The organism is Bacillus sp. PPSBB_11 (genome assembly GCF_038023285.1).
In the GTDB taxonomy this organism is placed as follows: Bacteria; Bacillota; Bacilli; order Bacillales; family Bacillaceae; genus Bacillus; species Bacillus altitudinis.
Map to the genome: position 1 here is coordinate 1,199,206 of NZ_CP150633.1, position 23,518 is coordinate 1,222,723.

General features: G+C 43.1%; 21 protein-coding genes and 1 riboswitch. Of the genes, 2 read left to right on the forward strand and 19 right to left on the reverse strand.

Annotation, left to right across the window (positions count from 1 at the left end):
- Positions 1 to 15: 15 nt before the first annotated feature.
- A complete protein-coding gene (locus V7L95_RS06095) occupies positions 16 to 1,134 on the reverse strand; it encodes a sugar ABC transporter substrate-binding protein (RefSeq protein WP_007497873.1) in 1,119 nt (372 codons plus the stop codon).
- Positions 1,135 to 1,307: 173 nt separating this feature from the next.
- Positions 1,308 to 1,417: riboswitch (SAM riboswitch) on the reverse strand.
- A 117-nt stretch (positions 1,418 to 1,534) separates the two neighbouring features.
- Entirely contained in the window at positions 1,535 to 2,962 is a 1,428-nt protein-coding gene (locus V7L95_RS06100; protein ID WP_052320535.1) for a right-handed parallel beta-helix repeat-containing protein, read from the reverse strand.
- Positions 2,963 to 3,320: 358 nt separating this feature from the next.
- On the opposite strand from V7L95_RS06100, the gene V7L95_RS06105 reads away from it, so the two are divergent.
- Positions 3,321 to 4,412, forward strand: a complete 1,092-nt coding sequence (locus V7L95_RS06105; RefSeq protein WP_008345553.1) for a branched-chain amino acid aminotransferase — start codon at positions 3,321 to 3,323, stop codon at positions 4,410 to 4,412.
- Between the two features lie 324 nt (positions 4,413 to 4,736).
- On the opposite strand, the gene V7L95_RS06110 is transcribed toward V7L95_RS06105, so the two are convergent.
- The 13 genes from V7L95_RS06110 to sigY all read right to left on the reverse strand — a co-directional run bounded on the left by V7L95_RS06110 (position 4,737) and on the right by sigY (position 16,013).
- Positions 4,737 to 5,135 (reverse strand): hypothetical protein, encoded by a 399-nt coding sequence (locus tag V7L95_RS06110; RefSeq protein ID WP_007497884.1) that lies wholly within the window; start codon positions 5,133 to 5,135, stop codon positions 4,737 to 4,739.
- A 117-nt stretch (positions 5,136 to 5,252) separates the two neighbouring features.
- Positions 5,253 to 6,581, reverse strand: coding sequence for a 6-phospho-beta-glucosidase (locus V7L95_RS06115; protein ID WP_007497885.1), 1,329 nt, complete (start codon positions 6,579 to 6,581; stop codon positions 5,253 to 5,255).
- Positions 6,578 to 6,904: a PTS lactose/cellobiose transporter subunit IIA gene (locus tag V7L95_RS06120; protein WP_008345561.1), complete on the reverse strand. Its 327-nt coding sequence runs from the start codon at positions 6,902 to 6,904 to the stop codon at positions 6,578 to 6,580. The genes V7L95_RS06115 and V7L95_RS06120 overlap by 4 nt, the downstream gene beginning before the upstream one ends.
- 26 nt (positions 6,905 to 6,930) lie before the next feature.
- Positions 6,931 to 8,280 (reverse strand): PTS cellobiose transporter subunit IIC, encoded by a 1,350-nt coding sequence (celB, locus tag V7L95_RS06125; protein ID WP_007497888.1) that lies wholly within the window; start codon positions 8,278 to 8,280, stop codon positions 6,931 to 6,933.
- A 14-nt stretch (positions 8,281 to 8,294) separates the two neighbouring features.
- Positions 8,295 to 8,600: a PTS sugar transporter subunit IIB gene (locus V7L95_RS06130; protein ID WP_007497889.1), complete on the reverse strand. Its 306-nt coding sequence runs from the start codon at positions 8,598 to 8,600 to the stop codon at positions 8,295 to 8,297.
- Positions 8,601 to 8,721: 121 nt separating this feature from the next.
- Entirely contained in the window at positions 8,722 to 10,665 is a 1,944-nt protein-coding gene (locus V7L95_RS06135) for a BglG family transcription antiterminator (protein WP_017358693.1), read from the reverse strand.
- A gap of 242 nt (positions 10,666 to 10,907) precedes the next feature.
- Positions 10,908 to 11,522: a class F sortase gene (locus V7L95_RS06140; protein ID WP_017368312.1), complete on the reverse strand. Its 615-nt coding sequence runs from the start codon at positions 11,520 to 11,522 to the stop codon at positions 10,908 to 10,910.
- Positions 11,523 to 11,591: 69 nt separating this feature from the next.
- A complete protein-coding gene (locus tag V7L95_RS06145; protein ID WP_048002463.1) occupies positions 11,592 to 12,974 on the reverse strand; it encodes a hypothetical protein in 1,383 nt (460 codons plus the stop codon).
- Between the two features lie 111 nt (positions 12,975 to 13,085).
- Positions 13,086 to 13,199, reverse strand: a complete 114-nt coding sequence (locus V7L95_RS06150) for a hypothetical protein (RefSeq protein ID WP_008345567.1) — start codon at positions 13,197 to 13,199, stop codon at positions 13,086 to 13,088.
- 83 nt (positions 13,200 to 13,282) lie between these two features.
- Positions 13,283 to 14,653: an NADP-specific glutamate dehydrogenase gene (gdhA, locus tag V7L95_RS06155; protein WP_017358690.1), complete on the reverse strand. Its 1,371-nt coding sequence runs from the start codon at positions 14,651 to 14,653 to the stop codon at positions 13,283 to 13,285.
- A gap of 309 nt (positions 14,654 to 14,962) precedes the next feature.
- The gene (locus tag V7L95_RS06160) at positions 14,963 to 15,175 is read right to left on the reverse strand and encodes a transcriptional regulator (protein ID WP_340968484.1); all 213 of its coding nucleotides are present in this window, start codon (positions 15,173 to 15,175) and stop codon (positions 14,963 to 14,965) included.
- Entirely contained in the window at positions 15,172 to 15,483 is a 312-nt protein-coding gene (locus V7L95_RS06165) for a YxlC family protein (RefSeq protein ID WP_008345570.1), read from the reverse strand. Before V7L95_RS06165 ends, V7L95_RS06160 begins: the two co-directional genes overlap by 4 nt.
- Complete coding sequence (gene sigY, locus V7L95_RS06170) at positions 15,483 to 16,013, reverse strand: RNA polymerase sigma factor SigY (protein ID WP_007497895.1); 531 nt, start codon at positions 16,011 to 16,013, stop codon at positions 15,483 to 15,485. The genes V7L95_RS06165 and sigY overlap by 1 nt, the downstream gene beginning before the upstream one ends.
- Before the next feature lie 488 nt (positions 16,014 to 16,501).
- Here sigY and V7L95_RS06175 point away from each other — a divergent pair, with 488 nt between their 5' ends.
- Complete coding sequence (locus V7L95_RS06175) at positions 16,502 to 17,533, forward strand: pectate lyase (RefSeq protein ID WP_017358687.1); 1,032 nt, start codon at positions 16,502 to 16,504, stop codon at positions 17,531 to 17,533.
- A gap of 57 nt (positions 17,534 to 17,590) precedes the next feature.
- On the opposite strand, the gene cydC is transcribed toward V7L95_RS06175, so the two are convergent.
- From cydC to V7L95_RS06195, 4 genes are read right to left on the reverse strand one after another with little or no spacing between them, the layout of a single operon-like run.
- Positions 17,591 to 19,327 (reverse strand): thiol reductant ABC exporter subunit CydC, encoded by a 1,737-nt coding sequence (cydC, locus tag V7L95_RS06180; protein WP_311754373.1) that lies wholly within the window; start codon positions 19,325 to 19,327, stop codon positions 17,591 to 17,593.
- Positions 19,317 to 21,053 (reverse strand): thiol reductant ABC exporter subunit CydD, encoded by a 1,737-nt coding sequence (gene cydD / locus V7L95_RS06185; protein ID WP_311754374.1) that lies wholly within the window; start codon positions 21,051 to 21,053, stop codon positions 19,317 to 19,319. Before cydD ends, cydC begins: the two co-directional genes overlap by 11 nt.
- Positions 21,053 to 22,069, reverse strand: coding sequence for a cytochrome d ubiquinol oxidase subunit II (gene cydB, locus V7L95_RS06190; protein WP_025208210.1), 1,017 nt, complete (start codon positions 22,067 to 22,069; stop codon positions 21,053 to 21,055). The genes cydD and cydB overlap by 1 nt, the downstream gene beginning before the upstream one ends.
- Positions 22,056 to 23,471, reverse strand: a complete 1,416-nt coding sequence (locus V7L95_RS06195) for a cytochrome ubiquinol oxidase subunit I (RefSeq protein ID WP_079919931.1) — start codon at positions 23,469 to 23,471, stop codon at positions 22,056 to 22,058. The genes cydB and V7L95_RS06195 overlap by 14 nt, the downstream gene beginning before the upstream one ends.
- Between the last annotated feature and the right edge of the window lie 47 nt (positions 23,472 to 23,518).

Below are 23,518 nucleotides of genomic sequence, written 5' to 3' on the forward strand. Positions count from 1 at the left end.
GAGAGTGCACGTGGTTTATTTTGCATAATGCTTCTTCAAGGTCTTCATCCAGTCTTCTTCAAAAGCAGTCGAAGAACCGAATCCTTTTACTTCATCTGCAAGATTGACCATATTGATGGCCTTTCCTGCATCCTGAAGCTGCTTTTGTGAAATGAGAGAGGCCTCAAGGTCATAGGAAGATGGCGTTTTCTCGCCAGCTAGTTTCTTCGCAAGAATCCTTACGTCAATTGCGCCAATGAGCTTCGGATCGACAGCGGCAGTGTACTTCCAAGGACTGTCTTTCGCAGTCATTTCTTGGAGATCGGCATTAGACACATCAATACCGTATATTTTCACTTCGGTTCTTCCTGCTTCTTTTAAAGCTCTTGCGGCACCAATCGCAAATGCATCCCACGTGGCAAAAATCGCATCCAGTTTACCCTTTGGATATTTATTCAGCATAGCCGCAACCGCATTTTGTGTTTGAACTGATGTATCAGAGGCCGCAACGCCAAATCGGTCAAGTTCCTTGATCCCTGTATGCTGTTTGAGCGTTTCTTGGTACACCTTGTTTCGTCTCACCATTGGAGGGAATCCATCTACCCAAAGATACGCAATATTTGCTTTCCCTTTAAAATCAGCCACGAGTGCATCTAATGATTTTTTCGCTAATTGCTCGTCATCTTGAGACGTCACTGTGACTCCTTTGATATCCTTCAGCTTCGGATTTGAATCAAACGCCACAACTGGAATGCCTTTCGCCGTGATCTTCTTCACATCAGCGACTGTCGCCTCATCATCCCCATGAGAGATGATAAAGCCATCATAGTTTTCTTCTAGTGCTTGAGAAATGGCATCATGAAACTTCGCCGTATCACCATTTGCCGTGTAGACATCTACTGTAAAGCCTAGCGCTTCCCCTTCTGCCTTCGTTCCTGCTAAAAACTGAGCAGTATGATCGTCCCCGCCAATTTTACGGATGACTTTAATTTTTGCTCCCTGTCCTTTTGCAAATCGCTTCGGGACATTGTCAAAGGAAACCTTTTCGTTTGCATTAGCCTTTGAGCCTGCGCTTGATCCCGTACCGCAACCAGATAATAGCACGGTCAGGACCGTCAATAATACAAGAGATGATGTCCAATATTTACGTTTCATTGCTGTTCCTCCTCAAGTTGTTTTATTTTTCACATCGGAAAACTAGGTAAAAAAGTGGAAATATGCCTGTGAACCCCGTCGTTTGATTCTCAAAAAAGAGATCAAAAAAAGCCTCTCTTGATAAAGAGAGGCTTGATCACCGTTGCATGAAACATGTATCGGGAAGTCTTCCTCTCTTATCTGTCAAAGCTGTAACAGCTTTGCAGGAATTAGCACCAATTTCTTAAATAGAAACGGTTGCTGGGCGTCATAGGGCCAGTCCCTCTGCCTCTCTTGATAAGAGATCCGTTATGAAATTTGTTTTAGTTGAAATGTCTTCTTTACTTTAATGTGATGTCTCATCAATGTCAATGACTTTTTTGAAAATTTCTAAAATGATCATTTGCACCGAATGCCTTGTTTAACTGCCGATGATTTTCTTAGCAGGTGATGATGCCTTAAGACGGAAATCATATTTTTTCTCATTCACAAATTGGGGATTGAGGTGTGCTGAACCTTTATCTTGACCGCTTTTCGAGCGATACGTTTTGTAGCCTTCCAGCCATTTCCCGCGCCATACCCACTGTGAGGCTTTTGCACCTTTGCGGTCATCGTAGACATTCTTTTGGAATGTATTTTTCTTGTTCACTTCGTAGAGATTCACGACTAAGTAATGCGAAGCACTGGCTGTCATGATATTATTCGTGATTCGATTGTTCACCGATTGATATTGCATGAGCAATTGACCGCCTTCTAAGCCGGCTGTGTCATTTTTGTACAAAATGTTATGGGAGATGGTCGTGTTTGTGGTTCCGCCGCGCTTCTTGTCATAGCCGCCAATGGAGATGCCTGTATAACGATTTAAATATACTTGATTGTGCTCAATGCGAATGCGTTCGGCCATCTTCCCTTTATGTTCACTTGTGACCTCAATCCCAAGGTCATTATGATGGCTGATGTTATGATCAATCACGATGTCTTTCCCGCCATCCACATAGATTCCTCCTGCGGAGATGTCCTTGCCGTACGCTGGATTCCCAACACTCGTAATCTCATAAACTTTGTTTCTAGATACGACACCATTTCGCACTTGATCATACTTTTTAGAAGGTGCGACATTCTCAAAACCAATTAAATCAATCCCGATATTGTCCGTATGCCGGACTGTATTATGTGTCACGCGGAATTTTTTAACGTTTCCGTTTAGCACAAGGGCTTCACTAAAACCTAGCTTTAACTTTTCCACAGTGTTTCCTTTGATTTCAATGTCTTCAATGGCTGCAGGTGCTTTCGTTCCATAGACCGCAATGCCATGAGCATTCCCATTTTGATGTGTCGTCTGAATGTCGTACACACGGTTGTTAAGCAGTTTGACGCCTTTGCCGCTTCCTGTGATGAATATACCGATGGGTGTCACATCTTCTTGATTCGTTTTAATATGACCGACTGTCAGCCCTTTCAGGGTGATATAGCTTTTTTGATCAATCTTCACAAGACCACCGTCTGCTTGATTTCCTTTAAGAGATGCTCCGCTAATGACAGGCTTCTCTTTTCCATACGCTTGAAAAACAACTGGTGCTTTCTTTGTTCCAGAATGGCGGACAATCAATCTCTCTTTGTATGTACCGCCTCTCATATAAACTGTTGTCCCAGCTTTCGCGATACTTGTCGCTTTTTTCAACGTACGGAAAGGCTTTTGCTTCGTCCCTGGATATTTGTCGTTCCCATTTGTTGCGACGTAATAGGCAGTACCTTGCTTCGCACCAGCCTCCTCCGTCATCGCTTGACAGCCAAAACTAATGGCGGTCATCAATAAAATCAAAAAGGCACCTGATATCATTCGTTTCATCTCGTTGTTTGCTCCCTTCCACTCTCTTCTACCTTTATCGGTTAAAAAAAAGAGGATTAAAATATGGCAATGCCCCTTGCAATGTACTAGTCAAAAGGTGTATGGTTGAAAGAATATCTTACAGGAAAATAAGTCGCTTTTAAATTGTCAGATTAATCAGTTATTAACGAAATTGGATTTTATTTCTAAGGGTAAAAACAGTAAAACCACGACAGAGAGGAGGAAAGCGCTTTAACAGATTTTTCTTGTCTGAATTCCAGAAAACCTATTGCTAATATTTTGTGAAGGTATAGAATAGAATCATAATTATTTCATATTATTAGAATTTTCAAATAATCAAACAGCAAGGAGATTTACGATGCCAAAACAACCCATCCGCGTTGAACTTAGTTCAACAAAAAAACCAAAACCTCAATCTGATCAACTTGAATTCGGAAAAATCTTCACAGACCACATGTTTGTGATGGATTATTCAATTGATAAAGGCTGGTATGATCCGAGAATTATTCCTTATCAGGCGATTCCAATGGACCCAGCTTCTATGGTTTATCATTATGGCCAATCTGTTTTTGAAGGCTTGAAGGCGTATGTGTCTGAGGATCAAAAGATTCTCTTATTCCGTCCTGAAAAAAATATGGAACGCTTAAACAGATCAAATGACCGCCTATGTATCCCGCAAATTGATACAGAAACGGTTTTAGAAGGCTTAAATGAACTCATTCGCATTGATAAGGATTGGGTACCTGATGCAGAGGGCACTTCTTTGTATATTCGACCATTCATTATTTCTACTGAGCCCTATTTAGGTGTTGCACCGTCAAGCACCTATAAGCTGATCATCATTTTATCTCCAGTAGGTTCTTATTATAAAGAAGGCATCCATCCGGTCAAAATTGCGGTGGAAAACGAATTTGTCCGCGCCGTTAAAGGCGGAACAGGAAATGCCAAAACAGCTGGAAACTATGCATCAAGCCTGAAAGCACAGCAAGTTGCTGAAACGAAAGGATTTTCACAAGTCCTGTGGCTTGATGGCATCGAGAAAAAGTACATTGAAGAAGTCGGTAGTATGAATATCTTCTTTAAAATCAATGGAGAAATCGTGACGCCTGAACTGAACGGCAGCATTTTAGAAGGGATCACACGGAATTCTGTGCTTGAGCTGTTAAAGCATTGGGAAATCCCTGTGACAGAACGTAAAATTTCAATTGATGAGTTAATTGAAGCACATCAGTCAGGTGAACTTGAAGAAATCTTCGGAACAGGAACGGCAGCCGTCATTTCTCCTGTCGGTGAATTAATTTATCACGATCAGCCATACGTCATTCAAAATGGTCAAACAGGCGAAGTATCGAAGAAATTGTACGAAGCGATTACCGGAATCCAAAAAGGAACTCAGCCAGACATCTTCGGCTGGACAGTAGAAGTCGATTCGGTCGTCAAGCAGGCATAAGCTAGCGAAAGAACCTTTCATTTGATGAAGGGTTCTTTTTTTGTTTCTTTATCTCCTCCACTACCTCATAATGGAAAATATGGATCTATTCCACACTTAAGGAGTGATGGTATGTTTTTTACTTATTTACTTGCGTTCTTTGGGATTTGCATCGGATCGATCATCATCGCTACATGTTTCGACGATTCACCGTTCTTCACCCGTTTTCTATTTAAGTTTCTCGGAATTTCTATCTTTGTTCTTTCCATTACTTTTGTAAAAGTGAGGCGAAAGAGGTTACGCAACAAAAAGGCGAAAAAGACTTAGATGTCCATCAGCCTCTCATCAAAGCGTGCACCAAAACAAGACCGATATCCCCACAATGGCCCCTGCATATATCCACTGTTTCCCTTTGATACTCCGCTTTCTCTCGATCAGTAAAAAGATCTCTGGTAAAAAGACGATGATGATTTCTAGGATAAAAACAAGATGATAAACTGGCGGCATCGGCTGGAAATCAAAGTCTCTTTCATCTCCACCGATGGTTGCGAAATACATTAACAGATTGGTTACTGGAATGGTAAAACAAACGAGCAAGCGGAGAACATACATCCACACATCCTGTCTATGCCGAATCAGGCCAATAAATGAAGCGATGATTCCATACAAAAACAAAACCACTGTGCCGTAACTAAGTAGAGGTTGAACGATAAAGCCGTAAAGCATTAACCCAATTGCCACCATATTCTAACCGTCCTTTCTGTGAAACAGTACATGTTGTTTTTTCTATCATACACTGATTTCTCCGGTTTCCATATGAAAAAATCATAAAAAACGACCCCATAAAGGGGCCATTTTATTTTAAGCATTCACTGATTTGAAGAACTGCGGTAAATATTCACGGTGCGCTTCAAGCATTTCATCTAAGATTTGCTTTGCAATTTCATCAGATGGAACGAGTGGATTGATGGTCATGGCGACAAGAGCCGTCTCGTAATCTCCTGTCACAGCTGCTTCAGCTGCCACACGCTCGAAGGACTTGATTTGTTGAACGAGTCCTCTTACAGCCACAGGCAGATCACCTGTCGCGATTGGTTTTGGTCCGTCCTTTGTAATGATACAGTTCACTTCAACCGCTGATTCGGCCGGAATGCTGGCAATCGCTCCTCTGTTCACTGTATTTACCGGTTGAATGTCATGTTTATCATTATAGATGGAGCTGATCAAATTACATGCTGCATCGCTGTAATAAGCCCCGCCTCTTTTTTCGAGCTGCGGCGGTTTAATCGATAAATCTGGGTCTTTATATAACTCAAATAGTTCATGCTCGACTTGCTGCACAACCTCTGCTCTTGTTCCTTTTTCTTGAGCCGCTTTTTGTTCTTCCTCTAGCATATCTTTCGTTTTATAGTAATAACGATGATACGGACATGGAATGACCCCTAAGCCTTTGACGAAAGAAGGCTCCCAGTTTTTCGCTTCAATATTCCTCATGGACCACTGGCTATTTGGATTTCCTAATTCATCGAGCACTTGATCCATAATGCTGACCCCGTCTAAATACACATCTAAGCCATAGACCATGTGATTGAGGCCTGCAAATTGTACTTCAATGCGTTCGACATCGACATCCAGCGCTTTCGCAATGCCCATTTTGATTCCAATCGGCACATTGCATAGACCGACTACTTTTTTCAGATTCGTGTAGCGTAACACCGCCTCTGTGACCATGCCTGCTGGATTTGTAAAGTTCACCAGCCAGGCATCTGGGCAAAGCTCTTCCATATCCTTCACGATGTCTAGAATGACTGGAATGGTGCGTAGACCTTTAAATAAACCGCCTGGACCATTCGTTTCCTGTCCAATGACGCCATATTTAAGCGGGATTCTCTCATCCTTGGCTCTGGCTTCGAGCAGTCCTACACGAAATTGTGTCGTGACAAAGTCCGCATCTTTCAGAGCTGCTCGGCGGTCAAGGGTGAGGTGCACTTCAATCGGCAAACCTGCTTTTTCGACCATACGTTTTGCAAGGGCACCCACGATGTTCAACTTTTCCTGACCTGCTTCAATATCCACAAGCCATAATTCCTTTACAGGCAATTCTTGATATCGTTTAATAAACCCTTCGACGAGCTCAGGCGTATAGCTTGATCCACCGCCTATTGTGACAATTTTGATTCCGTCTTTCATGAATTGACACCTCCGAATTGCTTCATTTTTTCATGGAGCTCAATGATTTCAGCTGCAAGCTCCTTGACAGTCATAGCGTTCATCAGATGATCCTGTGCATGAATCATCAAGAGACTGACGTCGGTTTTCTCTCCTCTGATTTCTCCTTGGATCAGCTCTGTCTGTGCGTGATGCGCCTCATTTAACGCGTCTTGTGCTTCCTGCAATTTTTGCTTCGCCTCATCAAAATTGCCTTGCTTTGCACATGTAATGGCCTCCATGGCCGAGCTTCTGCCATTACCACCGTGCAAGATGAGTTGAAACACAATTTGTTCCATTTCCATCGGCCGCATCCCCCTTGTTCCCTCTATTACATGCTGACGACATTTTCATCTGTTGATGCTTTTGCTTCAAGCTCATTTTCTTCTTTCAATTTCTGCTTATCCCACATTCTAAAGAATGGATAGTATAGCGCAAATGACAAGGCAAGGTTAATCAGCTGCATGACCGCGCCAGAGATTTTCCCGCCTGTTGCGAGATAGCCTGAAATGATTGGCGGCATTGTCCACGGGACAGCGATCCCTGCCGGTTTTGCTACAAGTCCTGTGCTCATTCCGATATATGTGGTGATGATCATCATAATTGGCGTAAGGATAAACGGAATGAGAAGCATTGGGTTCATCACAATCGGCATTCCAAAAATGATCGGTTCGTTGATGTTAAAGATGGCTGGCCCAATCGCAAGACGGCCAAGCTGTTTCATTTGTTTACTTCTCGCACGCAAGATCATGGTCAGTACCAAAGCAAGCGTCGCGCCGCTTCCGCCGACATTGATAAAGATTTCAAAGAACTGCGCTGTGAAAATATTCGGCAGCACTTCTCCTGCTTGGAAGGCAAGACGGTTTTCATCCATCGCACCGAGCCAAATCGGACCCATGACTCCTCCGACAATGGTGGCTCCGTGAATACCACATGCCCAGAGGAGCATTTGCACACCGATGGCAACGATACTTCCGCCTAAGCTTCCACCAAGAATGGATAGTGGTGTGCCGATTAAGACCGTGATGATATTATGAATACTCTCAAAAGGTGTCATCTCAATCAGAAGCCTAGCGACCCAGATCAGCGTGATGACCACAAAACCTGGAATAAGTGCGATAAACGATTTACTAACTGCTGGCGGTACACCATCAGGCATTTTGATGACGATATTCCGCTGTACAATAAAGCGATAAATTTCGGTGGAAAGCATGGCAATAATCATGGCAACGAATAGCCCTTTACTGCCCATCAGTGTGACGGGAATACCGCCATTCACTAGGATAGCTTCTGTTGATCCTTCAGGTGTGAACGGTACTTGATAAGGTGTGGCTAGGAGGAAAGCTGCGACAGCAATTGCACCAGATGACAGTGCATCGACTGCATACTTTTCAGCTAACCTGTACGCGATCCCAAAGGTCGCAACAAGTGCCATAATGTCAAAGGTGGCATTCACAGGATAGGATAGTTTCGTGGCCCATTCGGCTCCGAAGACACTTGCCATAAAATCGCTGTATCCTGGAATCGGAAGGTTGGCTAAAATAAGAAACAGTGAACCGACGATAATGAGAGGCATGGTTAAAACAATTCCGTCACGCAATGCTTGTAAATGTCTTTGAGCGGCAATCTTCCCTGCAAACGGCATAACCTTCTCTTCTAGAAATCGGTTGAATCCATTCATCCCTTCCGCCCCCTTTATCCGTTCACTAACTGTTCAGCAGATTTTAAAACCTCAGCGCCATTACATACGCCATAATGCACGGTATTAATCACATCTACTGGAATTCCTTTGTCTTCTCCGAGTTTTTTCATTTGCGGTAATAAATAACGAACTTGAGGTCCTAATAAAAGCACATCGGCTTGATCAATATGATTTTTAGCAGCATCTCCAGATACTGCCCAAATACGATAGTCTTTTCCTTGTTCTTGTGCACTCTTCTCCATTTTTGTGACAAGTAAGCTTGTTGACATACCTGCTGCACAAACTAATAAAATGTTCATTGTAAACGCCCCCTTTTTGAAGTATGAAGCTTTTCTTTACACATTCATCATATTATGAAACCGCTTTCATAAACACCCATACTTTTTCCTTTAGGAAGCGGAAAAAGTTAATATCACACCATTAGTTCTTGTACGAAGGCGCTTTTTTATCCATGACATCCAGCATGTCTTCAAAGGTGTCACAGGTGATGAGGTGCTGAATAAATTTCACATGATGGACAAGCTCTCCAAGCAGACGGTACATGCCTTTTAAGTCTTTGGCGTTCTCCTTTTCGACACAAAGCAAGCACACAAATTGAACTTTTTTCTCTCCCCAAATGATCGGTTTTTCTAATGTACAGATCGCCCAAAACGTCTCTTCTGTTAGCGGGGTCATCGGATGCGGAATCGCTGTATAATGCCCAAATGAAGTCGGTGCAGACTCTTCTCTTTCCATCACAGATTGTGTAAGTTCTGCTGGCGCTAAGCCCATGTCAATGACCTTTTGCGTGAGAAAGTGTATGACCTCTTCCTTTGTTTGAAAGGCGCGTTTTGTAAAGACCAATTCCTTTTTCATATATTGCGTGGCTAATGTCACTCTTGTTTCACTTGTCAAAGCTTCTTCTATTTTTAAAAAATCACTGCCTCCTAAAATCGTGTTCACTTGAATGACCGGAATCGGTAAATCCATATGAATGGGAATGGTTGTAATAATTAAATCCAATGCATGTAAAGAGACATGCGGAAGCGAATAAAGCTCTGCTGTGCCTAAAATGGTCAGCTTTGACCCAAATTGTGACCGCAAACGATCTTGAAGTAGCCTTGCACTCCCTGCACCAGACGCACAGACAATCAGGCATCGCTTCGGTGGTATCTCCATTTTCCTGCGCTCTAAGGCCGCACCAAAATGAAGTGCCATATAGCCGATCTCATTTTCATGAATGGACAAACCTGTCTCTTCTTCAATGACCCTGCTCGCCACAATCCCTGCTTCAAAGGCAATTGGATAGCCCGCTTTGATCTCATCAAGCATTGGATTTCTTAAATTCATTCCATACTTACACCGATTGATCGCTGGCTTTAAGTGCAAACTGAGGCCAATCAGCAATTCCGCATCTCCCGCTAAATCCAGCTGCAATTTTTGATCAATGGCTTTCAGCATCAGCTGAACAAGACGGCTCGTGTCATCATCCACAATTTGTTTTTGACCGCCCGTTGAAAAAGACTGTACCATTTTGGCTGTTCCTAGCAAATGAATGGTGATATAAACGATTTCCTCTTGTGGGAATGAGACATCCAGCAACCCTTCAAGACGCTCAACCATTTTTTTGGCTACCTTGTATTCTTTTGCCCTTGGGATTTCGTTGATTTCTTCAGGCAGCACAGATACATAGTTTCCGTGTCTAATCCGTTTACAGGCAATAGCAATATGAACAATTAAATTATTCATGCAAATGTCTGATAGATTCATTTTTTCCTCGTTGATATAATCAATCATGGTTCTCTGAATCAATTCCAGCTCATGTTTCGGCAAAATCGTAACCGCCGTGTTCAGCATGGTTTGATAGGAACGCCGTTCATTGAATAAATATTCTGACATGCAATAACGGATTTTCATCTCAGATCCTTTAATCCGGCAGCCTTTATTCGGCTTTGCTTCCAGCTTCAGATCAAAGGGTTCGAGCTTACGTTTGACCCATTTCATGTCATTACTCATCGTCGATTTACTAATAAACAGCTGCTCCTGTAAGTCTTCCAGCTTCACATATGATTCCGCTAGAAGCAGCTTTTTCAAAATAAATCGAACTCGCTCTTCTGGAAGAACAGCAAGCGGTTCTTCCTGTTCGACTTCTTCCTTCATAAAACGGCGAAAGGCATTCTCATCGTTGATCAACAGCTCATAGCCAGCGCCCCTAACAGCTGATACAGCTGCTTGATAAGGGGCTAGACGCTCATTCAGTTCCTTGATGTCTGTTCGGATGGTGCGGCTTGTCACTTGTAAACTGACAGAAAGCGCAGCGCTCGTGAGAGGAGTCTCAGCTGCCATCAGCTGACTTAAAATGTGCGCCAGTCTTTTACTCAGCATTAGGTCGGCCTCCTTCATTTAGGGTGGAAAATCTGCCTTGTTTGGACAGGTTGTATACGCTTACAGTTCTCTTCATTACTCATATTCTACTGAAAAGAAATAAAAATTGCCAACTCATTTATATGACAAACGCCCCTATTTATACATCCAACCATATCTAATGACCTATGAATCTTCTTCTAAGATGCTGTTGTGGAAATCATGAAAAAAAGGCGTTACACCTCCGTGTATCCGCCTTTTTCTTATGAGGAAATCAGTTGTGTAAAGACAACCAATCTTTTTTCATGTGTACCGGCTGCATGATCAAAAGTTCCCGTACATGTGATGAAATTGAGATTCCGTGTAAAGGCGTACCCGAAAAAAGCATTTGGTTTCTCTTCGCGCGGATAGCTTTTCACCTTGAGAACCTCAAAGGTTCGCTTTTCCCCTGACGAGGATGTCACAATGACTTTGTCTCCCTTTTTTAGCTCCTTTAATCGATAAAAAACAGCTGGACCCCATTTATTATCAACATGACCATTTATGACAGCATTCCCTTTATCACCAGGCTTCGGACCATCTTCAAACCAAGCCGTGTGATCTGTATTTTGCGGAACACCCATACTGCCATCCTTTGATAAAGTCGTTTTCTCCACTTTTGCTTGGACATCAATCGCTGGAATGGAGATGTCAGCGGGGACAATACCCGATGGCTCATCTTTTAACGTGTCGTGTGAATGAGATGGATTCTTGGCTTGTTTTGCTGTCATTGGCTCAGGAGATGATGCAGTTTCAGAGGATGACTTTTCATCTATTGATTGGGATGCGCAGCCCGTGATGATGAGAAGCGTAAGAATACTAAACAGCCATCTTTTCACGCAAGTCGACCTCCTTTTGAAGAAAGGAACGGCACGATTGTGCACGTTCCCTCTTGTCTTGACGCCTGCTTAATTTGATGGTTTACGGCGAATGAGGAAGAACGCGCCCACTGCACCTCCGGCTAAGATGAGACTTGCCATCATCCCAGCAAATGCTTCATATGACATACCTAATGGACCGGCTGTGCCTCCCATACCTGTTTTCGGCATCTCATTTGGCATGTTGGATTTGAATAATTCAGGATGCTGATCGACAATAGCTGATGCGACATCTTGACCAACCATGAACATATGGCCGTATGCTTCTCTGACAGTCGGGTACAGCTGATCATATTCGCCATTGTGATAAGACGTGTACGTTTTGATGAGCTCATCAATATGGGTTTTCAACCCGGCTTCTAAGTCAGCCGCCTTCAAGCGGCCATCTGTCGCTTGATCTAAAAATTTTGCTTGTTTCATACGGTAAGCATCTAAATCTTTAACAGCCTTCTCTTTTGCTTGCTCGTCCCCTGATGCATCCGCTTTGACATAATCAACTAAGTAACCGATATGGCTTGACCAGATCGTTTTAAATTGTTTTCCTGCATCTTTTCCATAAACAGAAGCGATCGCATCTGATAGATCATTCGTGTTTTCATTTAACGCTGCTGCCGCTTGGTCAAAGTCCTTGCTGCCATCATTCCCTTTTTGCATAGCCACTACCGCGAGTGCCAAATGCTCTGAGAACAAGTAGTTTAAATCCTCACGAAGATCTGCGGCTGGAGTATCCACTGATTTTTGATCAAATTTCCCAGGAAATTGATCTGTAATCGCCCATGATACGCCTTTACCTACTTCAAACATATGATGAATGGATTTTCTGACCGTTTCATAGGTTGTATCAAAATCCTTTTCTGTGTAACTGTCAAAAGCTTTTAGCAGTTCATTGACGTGCATTTTTAAACCTTCTTCAAGTTCACTTGCTTTCAATCTTCCATCCGTTGCTTTATCAAGCATATCAGCTTGTTTCATGCGGTATTGATCAAGCTCTTTGACCGCTTTCTTTTTACCTGCTTCATCTTTTTTCGCTGTTGCTTGTACATAATCAACAAAGTAACCGATATGGCTTGACCAAATCTCTTTGAATTGTTTCCCTGCTTTTTTTCCATACACAGAGGCGATCGCATCTGATAGATCATTCGTGTTTTCATTTAACGCTGCTGCTGCTTGATCAAAATCTTTACTGCCATCAATTCCTTTTTGCATCGTGATCACTGCTAAATAAGCATGCTCTGAGAACAGCTGATCAAGCGCTGCGCGAAGATCCGTTGCTTTATTTGACACCTCTTGTGATGATGACGACTTTTTTGCATCCCCATGCATATGTCCTTCGTGTGCACTTGCCATTTGAGCAGTTGGTAATAATAATGCTGCACTAAGCGGGATCGTTAAAAATGCTTTTTTCATTTTCATCTGTTTTGCCTCCTCTTTCCGTTTGTTATGTACTTAACGGAGAGAGAAGTGAAATGGATCATTCCCACAGCATATTTTTTTGTTTCATTCATTTCATAAAAAAAAGCCGGATTACCCGGCTGATACGTTACGACTTTTGGATGCTTTTCGTTCTTTGTATATTTTCCTCACCACTGGATAAATCACTGGTGCCCATTTGACAATTTGTTTCAGCCACTTTTTCATTTTCTCCCGCGCCTCCTTATTGTCATTCTTACAAGACGATTCCCGATCTTGTCATGAAATAAACAGGTGCGGGAGAGCAGGAGTTAAATGACGCCTTGTGCGATCATGGCATCTGCCACTTTGCGAAATCCTGCAATATTTGCGCCTACCATTAAGTTTCCAGAGTGTCCGTATTCTTCAGCAGTCTCGGTACACTGACGATAAATCGACTGCATCATTTGTTTCAACTGACCATCTACTTCTTCAAAAGTCCAAGACATTCTCGCACTGTTTTGCGCCATTTCTAACGCCGAAACACCCACTCCGCCAGCATTTGCCGCTTTTGCTGGTGCAAACAAAATATCATGTTGTTCAAATACTTTGACGGCCCCAAGTGTGGACGGCATATTGGCCCCTTCTCCTACAGCGATGACACCGTTTGCCACTAGTTGCTGTGCTTGCGACTCTGAAATTTCATTTTGGGTCGCACATGGCAGCGCAATGTCACAAGGGAGAGACCAAATTTGTTCGCAATCTTCAATCAATTCAGCATGCGGGTGAATGTCTATGTAGGCACCAATTCGCTGGTTATCGACTTCCTTCAGCTGTTTCACTGTCTCAAGTGAAATGCCTTGAGGGTCGTAAATGGCTCCGCTTGAATCACTACAAGCCACAACCTTTCCGCCTAATTCCAATACTTTTTCCATCGCATAAATCGATACATTTCCTGACCCAGACACAACAACAGATCGCCCTTCAAATTGCATTCCGTGGGCTTTTAACATTTCTTCCATAAAGTACACCAGTCCATAGCCTGTCGCTTCTTTTCTCGCTAAGCTGCCTCCAAAACCAGGACTTTTTCCTGTCAGGACACCGGCTTCATACGCACCACGCATTTTTTTGTACTGGCCGAACATATAGCCAATTTCACGTGCACCTACCCCAATATCTCCTGCCGGTACATCTTGATCAGGTCCAATATAACGACTGAGTTCACTCATAAAACTTTGAACAAAACGCATGATTTCTCCATCAGATTTCCCTTTAGGGTCAAAATCTGATCCACCTTTTCCTCCGCCGATCGGCAAACCTGTCAGTGCGTTTTTAAAGATTTGTTCAAATCCTAAAAACTTGATGATGCTGGCATTGACCGATGGGTGAAACCGAATGCCCCCCTTATAAGGACCGATGGCACTATTAAATTGAACCCTGAATCCTCTGTTCACCTGTACTTTGCCTTCATCGTCTACCCACGGTACACGAAACATCACAAGCCGCTCAGGCTCAATTAAGCGTTCTAAGATCCCCTGTTTTTCATACTCTGGGTGTTTTGCAAAAACCGGGACGAGGGATTCCAGAATTTCTTTCACGGCTTGCTGGAATTCCGCCTCGCCTGGATTCCGTTTTTCTACATCCTCTAGCACACGGTGGATGTAGCTTTGTGCTGTTTGTGCTGCTCGATCTAAGGTCAACATGTCTCATCTGCCTCCTTGTCAATATCTCACTCTTTGGTTGTTAGATTTTCTAACGCATATTGAGATTAATTTAACACCATTTGTAAAAACTGATCAATATTGATAACAGATGAAAACGATGCCGAAATGAGATAGATCAAGCAGAATCACCTTCCGTCATGAAAATGACCCGCTCAAAGAATGACTATCGTGCTAGAAATGACGAACTGGACGTTCAACATCCCGCTTTCTTTGACACATTCATGAAACTTTCACTTTTTCTAGATGATGATCATTCAAAAAAAAAGGTCAAAAGTTTTACAACGTCTTTCAATCTTTTCTGAGCTTTTCTACTCTTTTCCGATCAGGTAAGACAACACACAGCCAATATAAAATAGAAGAAGATGGGAAGTTGATTAACCCAATGATGCCCCAGAACCATTTATAACGTCCTCTTTTCTTGGCATCCATAAATAAGAGAAATCCTTGTGCAAACAGTAACGGCAATGCACACAATAAGATGATCATTTCCGTCTGACTCATAAGGAAGACCCTCCTTTAATCTGTTGATATTCCTTGATGCCGACAACCACACAGAGCGGCACGCTCACCACTTGGAGAAGAATGAAGATGATGGGCAAATGAGTAATGGCAGCTGCAAAAAGTGTCATGATGGTCAGACTGACGATGATGTACGCCAGCACTTCTTGTTTAAAACGTTTTTTCTCTTTTTCCTTTGCCTGCTTTAGCATCAACATCAAAGCTTGTTCACTCGGCTTTTCTACTTCAATTTGTTCATCGAGCTCCTGCAGCTCCTCTTTTAAACGATCGGCGAAACGATCTTCTTTCATCAGTCCCACTCCTTTCGAATTTTCTTGATCCCATGATGAACCCTCGATTTCACCGTACCTTCTCTCACCCCGAGCATCGAAGCGATTTCAGGGTAAGTAAAGCCATAATAGTAATGGAGAAGGATCGGTGCTCTCTCCTGAGCCTTTAACTCATTTAGAGCATCCCACATGTCATGCCAAGTATGGCCTTTTTGCTGAACATCCCATTTGAACCGGCGGATGGCTTCTTGATTCGCCTTCCCTTCTCTCGTTTGTTCACGTTTTCTTTTCTTTTGATGATCTAAAAATTGTCTAGATGCAATGGACATGAGCCATGTTGAAAATAATGAATCTCCTCTAAAAGAAGAAAGTTTCATGTACGCTTTGAGCATCGTTTCTTGCATGATCTCCTCTGTCAGCTCTTGTTGAAGGGTCAATTTCATCAAATAACGGTAAAGAAACGAATAATGATGCCGATAAAGGGCGGTAAATGCGGCATCATCCCCCTGTTTTGCTCGCTTGATCCATAAAGTCTCCTCGGTCTGCTCCAAACACGTCCCTCCTTCCTTTCTATCTCTTATTGATTAGACGACACCGGTGAGCGCATCGTTTAAAATAGACCTTCTTTTTTTAATTGGAGCCTTGTCTACCTGTTGTTTAGCGCACGGATCTATTTGATATCCAATTTTTTCTTATGTAATGATTATGACATGTCTTTGTCTCTAACAAAATGACGCTTTCGTAATCATCTTGATTTTCCTTGAAAAGAAGAACGTCCTTTTCATAATCACTAGGTTACCCCAATACCTATCGTCAATGATCCTTGTCTCATGTAGATAAATTGAAATAATCATTGCCTTAGTTTCCTTGAAAATCGTGGAATACTTCATTTCAATTCTTAGCCGATGATACCTTTTTGCGTGCTATGCTCTTCCTACATTCCGAAAGAGGCGATGCTGGCGAAGGAAGGAGGAGCGGTTGAATCGCAGCTTATTTTGGAAACGTTTACATTAAAACAAAATAGAGAATGGAGATGTTCATGTTGAAGAAAAAAGTTCCAATGTTAGCTGGTGTGTTAGCGGTTGGTCTCGTGACTTCATTATTTGCGCCAAATGGGGAGGCAAAAGCAGCAACGAAATATCCAGAAAGCCCTTCGATTATGGCCAATTTTAATCAGCAAGGATTCTCCACATTAAATGGCGGTACAACAGGCGGTGAAGGCGGTAAAACAGTGACGGTGAAAACCGGAAATGAACTATTAGCTGCCCTCAAAAGCAAAGGAACAAATGAAAAATTGAAAATCGTGGTAGACGGAACCATTACTCCTTCTAATACTTCAGCCAATAAAATTGATGTGAAAGATACAAACAATGTCTCCATCGTCGGTAAAGGGACAAACGGCGAATTTAACGGGATTGGTATTAAAGTATGGCGCGCCAATAACGTCATCATCCGCAACCTCAAAATCCATCACAGCAAAATCGGTGATAAAGATGCCATCGGAATCGAAGGTGCCTCTAAAAACGTATGGGTCGACCATAATGAACTCTACAACACTTTAAACTCTGATAAAGATGACTATGATGGGTTATTCGATGTGAAAAATGACTCTGATTACATTACGTTCTCATGGAACTATGTCCATGACAGCTGGAAAACGATGCTGATGGGCAGCTCCGATAACGATAACTACAACAGAAAAATCACGTTCCACAACAACCGTTTTGAAAACTTGAACTCTCGTGTACCGTCTATGCGCTTCGGGGAAGGCCATGTGTATAACAACTATTATAAAAACATCCTAACAACAGCGATTAATTCACGTATGGGCGCGAAAATGAGAATTGAACACAACGTATTTGAAAACACGAAAAATGCCATCGGCAGCTGGGACAGCCGTCAAGTCGGTACTTGGCATGTCATCAACAACTCTTATATTAACAGCACAGGTAGCCTGCCAACGTCTTCAACAGGTACGTACAACCCTCCTTATAACTACTCTTTGCTTAACGTGAACAATGTGAAATCAGAAGTTGTATCAAATGCGGGTGTAGGAAAAGTAAATCCTTAATCTCAAAAAAACGTTCGGGCAGAAATCTTCTGTCCGAACGTTCTTGTCATCCATTTTTTACACGACCGAAAATGGACGGTCCATTTCATACAGCTTTTGATAACGCACATTTTCTTTCAGCAAATCATGATGCTGCCCCTGCATCTCAATGCGTCCATCTTCAATAAACATCATACGGTCACATGCCTCACAGCCAGTGAGATGATGGGTGATCCAAATGACTGTTTTTCCTTTTAACACACGGAAGATCGTTTCAAGCAATTCACGCTCTGTGCGTGGATCAAGCCCGACGGTTGGTTCATCTAATACAACAATCGGTGTGTTTTGCAGCAAAATCCGTGCTAGAGCCATACGCTGCCTTTCTCCACCAGAGAAACGAACCCCTGTCTCTTGTACACCTGTGTGATAACCTTCTGGCAAAGACTCAATGTAATCGTGCAGCTGCACTTGCCGCGCGGCTTCTTTTACTTGCTCTTCTGTCGCTTCTGGAGAGCCTAAGCGAATGTTGTTTAAAACAGACGTATCGAATAAATAGGGCTGTTGATTGAGCACAGACACATAGGAGGATATCTCCTCTTGAATGCTTTGTACCGGTTTCCCCTGAATGCTGACGACCCCTTGATTTGGCACGACTGCCCCTTCTAACAATTTTAAAATGGTCGATTTGCCTGCACCGCTCTTTCCTAAGAGAGCGAGCGATTCACCTTGCTTCAGGGAAAACGAAAAATGCTTTAGTACATGTTGATCTGCTTCATATCCGAAGGTGACTTGATCAAAACAGACCGCTTCAACGCCATCAGAGACGGGTGTCTCGTCTGCTGCCTTCCTCTCCACTAATCCTTCATACGACTGCTCTTCATAATGATTTAATCTGCTGACGGCATGCTGATAAACAGGAATATCGCCTGCTGCATCTGACAGCGGAAGAAAGGCTTCTGTTAATGGAAATAGCACAAGCACAAAGGCTGCGATGAGCGTGTGAGGCATAGAACCTTCCTGAACGACCGAGCCGCTCCAATACACGACAAGGATGACTGCTCCTCCAATGACTAGCTGTGCTAAAAATTGGCGCAGACGGATAAACCGATGCTTTGCCGCTTCGAGTGCTAATAGCTTTGCTTCTTTTCGTTCATAGCCTTCAACAAAATCGTTCTGTCTGCCGCTAAACAACCAGTCACTCACGCCCATGACGGCATCTGTTAAATGGCTGTACAGTTCATTTCTGCCTTTCTTCATTTGAATTTGTCTCGCCCGGTTCACAAGTACTGTGATGTATGGGAATACAAATACGAGCAGCGCCATATAAAGCAGCATCAACCCGGCAAAAGGCCATGAAAAAAGCCCAAGGGCTCCAATCGAAGCGGCATATAAAAGCAGCGCACCGATGGATGGAAAGATTGTTTTTAAATACGCATCCTGTAATCTCTCCACATCTTCTGATAACAGCCCAAGCATTTCACCTGTTCCAAGCTTAGTCTGTTTGGCACTTCGTTCAGCCATATCATAAAGACGTACCCGCATTTTTTCAATCATCGTCAAAATGAGCTGATGACTCGCCAGTCTTTCTGCATAACGAGCAGCTGAGCGTGAAATACCAAAGGTACGTACTGCCACGATTGGGACATAGACCATCAAGATATTCTCAGGTCTTGTGGCAGCTTTTGAAATGAGGAACCCTGAAGTATACATGAGCATAGAAGCAGAAAACACCGCAATCGCCCCTAAAAAAAGCACCAAGGCAAACAGCTTTTGATTCTCCTTGATATAAGGTATAAACCAGCCTTTACTGACCATGTGTGACCGCCCCCATTTGTTCCTGTACCAATTGATAGTACACACCTTTTCTTTCCATTAATGATTCATGAGTCCCCATCTCTGCAATCGTCCCATGATCCATCACAATGATTTCATCCATATCCGTCATCCAATGAAGTCTGTGTGTGGCTATAAACACAAGTTTATCTTCAAACAATGGAAGCATTGTTTTCTTCAATTCATACTCTGTCTCAATATCCAGATGAGCCGTTGGTTCATCTAACAGCATAATGGATCGCTGGCCGAGCACTGTGCGAGCGAGGGCAATCCGCTGCGCTTGTCCACCGCTCAGCCCTCTGCCCTGTTCGCCAATGACCTCATCCAGTCCATTGGGGAGTTCCGCTACGAGCTGAGACAAACCTGCCTCTTCTACCGCTCTTTCGACGTCTTCATCGGTTGCATTCGGTTCATAAAAACGAATGTTTTCTCTCAGTGTCATGTGAAATAAATAAGGATGCTGCGGCATATAAACGACTTCTTTTTGCCATGCCGCCAGCTGTAAATGAGCAAGCGGCTTTCCGTTTAGGATGATTTCACCTGCAGACGGTTCAACAAAACCGCCGAGAACATCCGTTAACGTCGATTTCCCCGAACCACTGGCACCGATGATCCCAATCTTTTTCTTTCCTTTCACAGTGAGATCGACATCCTGAATCGAATAAGGAGCATGTTCATCATGCAAGACACTGACATCTTGCAGTGTGAGTTCAGATTGCTCATTCCACTCGTTCAGCTGCACGGATTGTGTCTCCTGCTCTCGGAAGCCCTTTTCCTCTAAAATCACTTGAATCGCCTCATTCGCTTCTTTACCGTTTAACGTCGCATGATAATCATTTCCCACTTCACGGACTGGCAAGAAATATTCTGGCGCAAGCATCAGTGCGGTCAAAGCGGGCAATAACAAAAGATCTCCTTCAATTAAGCGCAAGCCGAGAAATACAGCGACAGTCGCAATGGACAGCATAGAAAAGAAATCGAGAGCAAAAGAAGAAAGAAAGGCGACTTTCAGTGTGCTCATCGTCGCCTTTCGATAACGCTTTGAGACCTCTGCAATATTGCGAGAATGCTTTTTGCTAATCCCTAAGTAGCGAAGCGTTTCAAGGCCACGGAGAGAATCAGTAAAATGATTGGATAATTTCTCATACGATCTCCATTGTTTGGCCGCTTTACGCTGAGCGACAAGTCCTAGCAAAATCATAAAAACAATTAAAATCGGCAGCGTGACAATCAGAATGACAGCAGATGTTTCATCTAATGTCCAAACATAGACAAGCACCATCACCGGAATAACTGCCATGTTCACCATTTTCGGCAAAAACAGCTGTAAATACTGACGATATTGGGCAATGCCCTCCATCGCCAATGTCACAAGCTTTCCTGTTCCTTTTTTCTTCGTGAAAGCTGGCCCTAAACGGAACAGCTGGTCCAACAGCTGCTTTCTGACGTCTGCTCCAATTCGGGAAGAATAGGTGAACATGACCTTCTCCCGCATCAAGGTGAGACCGTGCCGCACCAGAAAGGCAGCAAGAAACAGCAAGACATAAGGCGTTGCCTGCATGAGGCTCTTCCCGTCAAACAGCGTTGTTATGGCATGTGCCAGCCACTGTGCTTGAAAAATAATACTTGCTCCTTGGATGATTGACACAATACCTAAGAGGGCAAGAAGCCCCCTCATTCCTTTTAGTTGAAGCAAACGTTTATCCATTAGTAGGTCATTGGCTCCTTACCGCTTACACGTTTACGGAAGACATAGTAGCTCCAGATTTGATACCCAAGCACAAAAGGTAGCAAAGAAATGGCAACAATCGTCATGACCGTCAGTGAATAAGATCCTGATGCAGCGTTTTGAATGGTGAGGTCGAATGCATGGTTGATCGAACTAATCATGACACGCGGGAATAATGCTGTGAAAAGCATGGTCACCGTCACCATAATACCTGCACCTGTGAATAAAAATGTCCAGCCATCACGCTCTTTTCTCATAAAGAATAGAGCCGCTACATAACAAACCACAATGAGTACAGTTAAAGGGATTGTGATGATTGGACGTACGGTATAAATGTCTGTTTCAAGAATAGACACACCAACAAATAGAACAAGAACTGGTAGTGCAATCAATAAAACACGCTGACCGAGCTTTCTTGCACGATTTCTTAAATCACCCTCAGTGCGGAGTGTGACGAAAATCAATCCATGCAGAAGGCAAAGAACCGTCACGGCTACCCCGCCGATCACTGAATAAAGATTCACAAAGTCTGTAAATCCAGCGTACATATTCATGCTTTGATCAATGGGCATTCCTCGTAAAATACTTGTGAATAGCACGCCGAGTAAAAATGGCGGAAGCAGGCTGCCAAAGAAGATGACCCAGTCCCACGTTTTGATCCATGAAGCCTTCTCGACCTTCCCTCTAAATTCAAAGGCGACCCCCCGCCCAATGAGCGCTAATAAAAGAACTGCAAACGGAATATAGTATCCGCTGAACATCGTAGCGTACCAATGAGGAAAAGCGGCGAAAATAGCTCCACCAGCTGTAATCAGCCAGACCTCATTCGCATCCCAGAAAGGGCCAATCGTATTGATTAAAATGCGGCGCTCATGTGCATCTTTTCCAAGAAGCTGCATGGACATCCCGACACCAAAATCAAATCCTTCTAAGAAGAAAAATCCAACAAACAATACTGCGACAAGAATAAACCAAATCTCGTTAAGATATGCCATGATATGCGCCTCCATCAAATGGATCTGTAGACAGGTCCGTTTCATCCTTTTGATCTGTATTCTCTTCAGAATGTGCACCTTTTTTAATTTCTCGAATGAATAAGTAGGCAAGCACGATGGCAAGAATCAGATAAATGGTCGTAAAGCTAATGACTGAGAATAGCAGCATGCCGTACGATACGTTTGGTGAAATGGATTGTGCGGTTGTCATCATACCAAAGACTGTCCACGGCTGACGCCCAATTTCCGTCATGATCCAGCCAGCTGAGTTTGCAATAAACGGGAAAGCAATCATCCATACCATGAAGCGTAAATACCATTTGTTTGATTCTAGTTTTTTTCTAAAGCTCAAATACAAACCAATCATACTAGCAAAAATCATCAACATCCCGGCACCCACCATGATTCTAAAGCTCCAGAAGGTTGTTTTGACTGGAGGAATGTAATCTCCAGGACCAAACTTGGCTTCATATTCTTTTTGAAGGGTCAGCATGCCTGGCACATCTCCACTAAACTTAGAATAGGCCAAGTAACTTAAAGCAAACGGGATATTGATCTCCGCAGAGTTTTCTTTTTTATCTGTGTCAATGTTGGCAAATAGTGTCCAAGCCGCTGGATCTCCACTATCCTTCCAAAGGGCTTCACTTGCTGCCATCTTCATCGGCTGTGATTCCATTAAGTGTTTCGCTTGATCATGTCCAGAGAACGCTACACCTAAGCCAGAAATGAAAGCAAGCACCATGGCAATCTGGAAAGATTTTTTGAAAAAGGCGACTTCTTGTTTTTTGATCATTTTATAGGCACTGACTCCTGCGATAAAGAAAGCACCGGTTGCCAATGCACCAAACAGAACGTGCGGGAACTCTACCCAAAGTTGCGGGTTCGTTACAAGAGCGCCAAAGTCATTCATTTCTGCACGGCCATTTCTAATCACAAATCCAACTGGCTCCTGCATAAATGAGTTGGCGAGTAAAATCCAAAACGCCGAAAAGATCGTACCAAGAGAAACGAGCCAAATACATAACAAATGGATTTTTTTCGGTAGACGGTCCCAGCCGAATATCCAAAGACCAATAAAGGTCGATTCAAGGAAAAAGGCCAATAGCGCTTCAATGGCAAGCGGTGCACCAAAGACATCACCGACAAACCTTGAATAATCAGACCAGTTCATCCCAAACTGGAATTCTTGCAGAATCCCTGTCACCACACCTACTGCAAAGTTAATTAAGAAAAGGTGACCCCAAAATTTCGCCATCTTTTTATAGATGTCTTTTTTCTTCACCACATAAAGGGTTTGCATCAATGCAACGATAAATACCAAACCTATAGACATAGGAACAAAAATAAAATGAAATAATGTCGTTGAGGCAAATTGAAATCTTGCTAAAAACAGCTCACTCACAGCCTTACATCCTCCCTTACTTTCGCATGCCGAATGATTCGAGATAT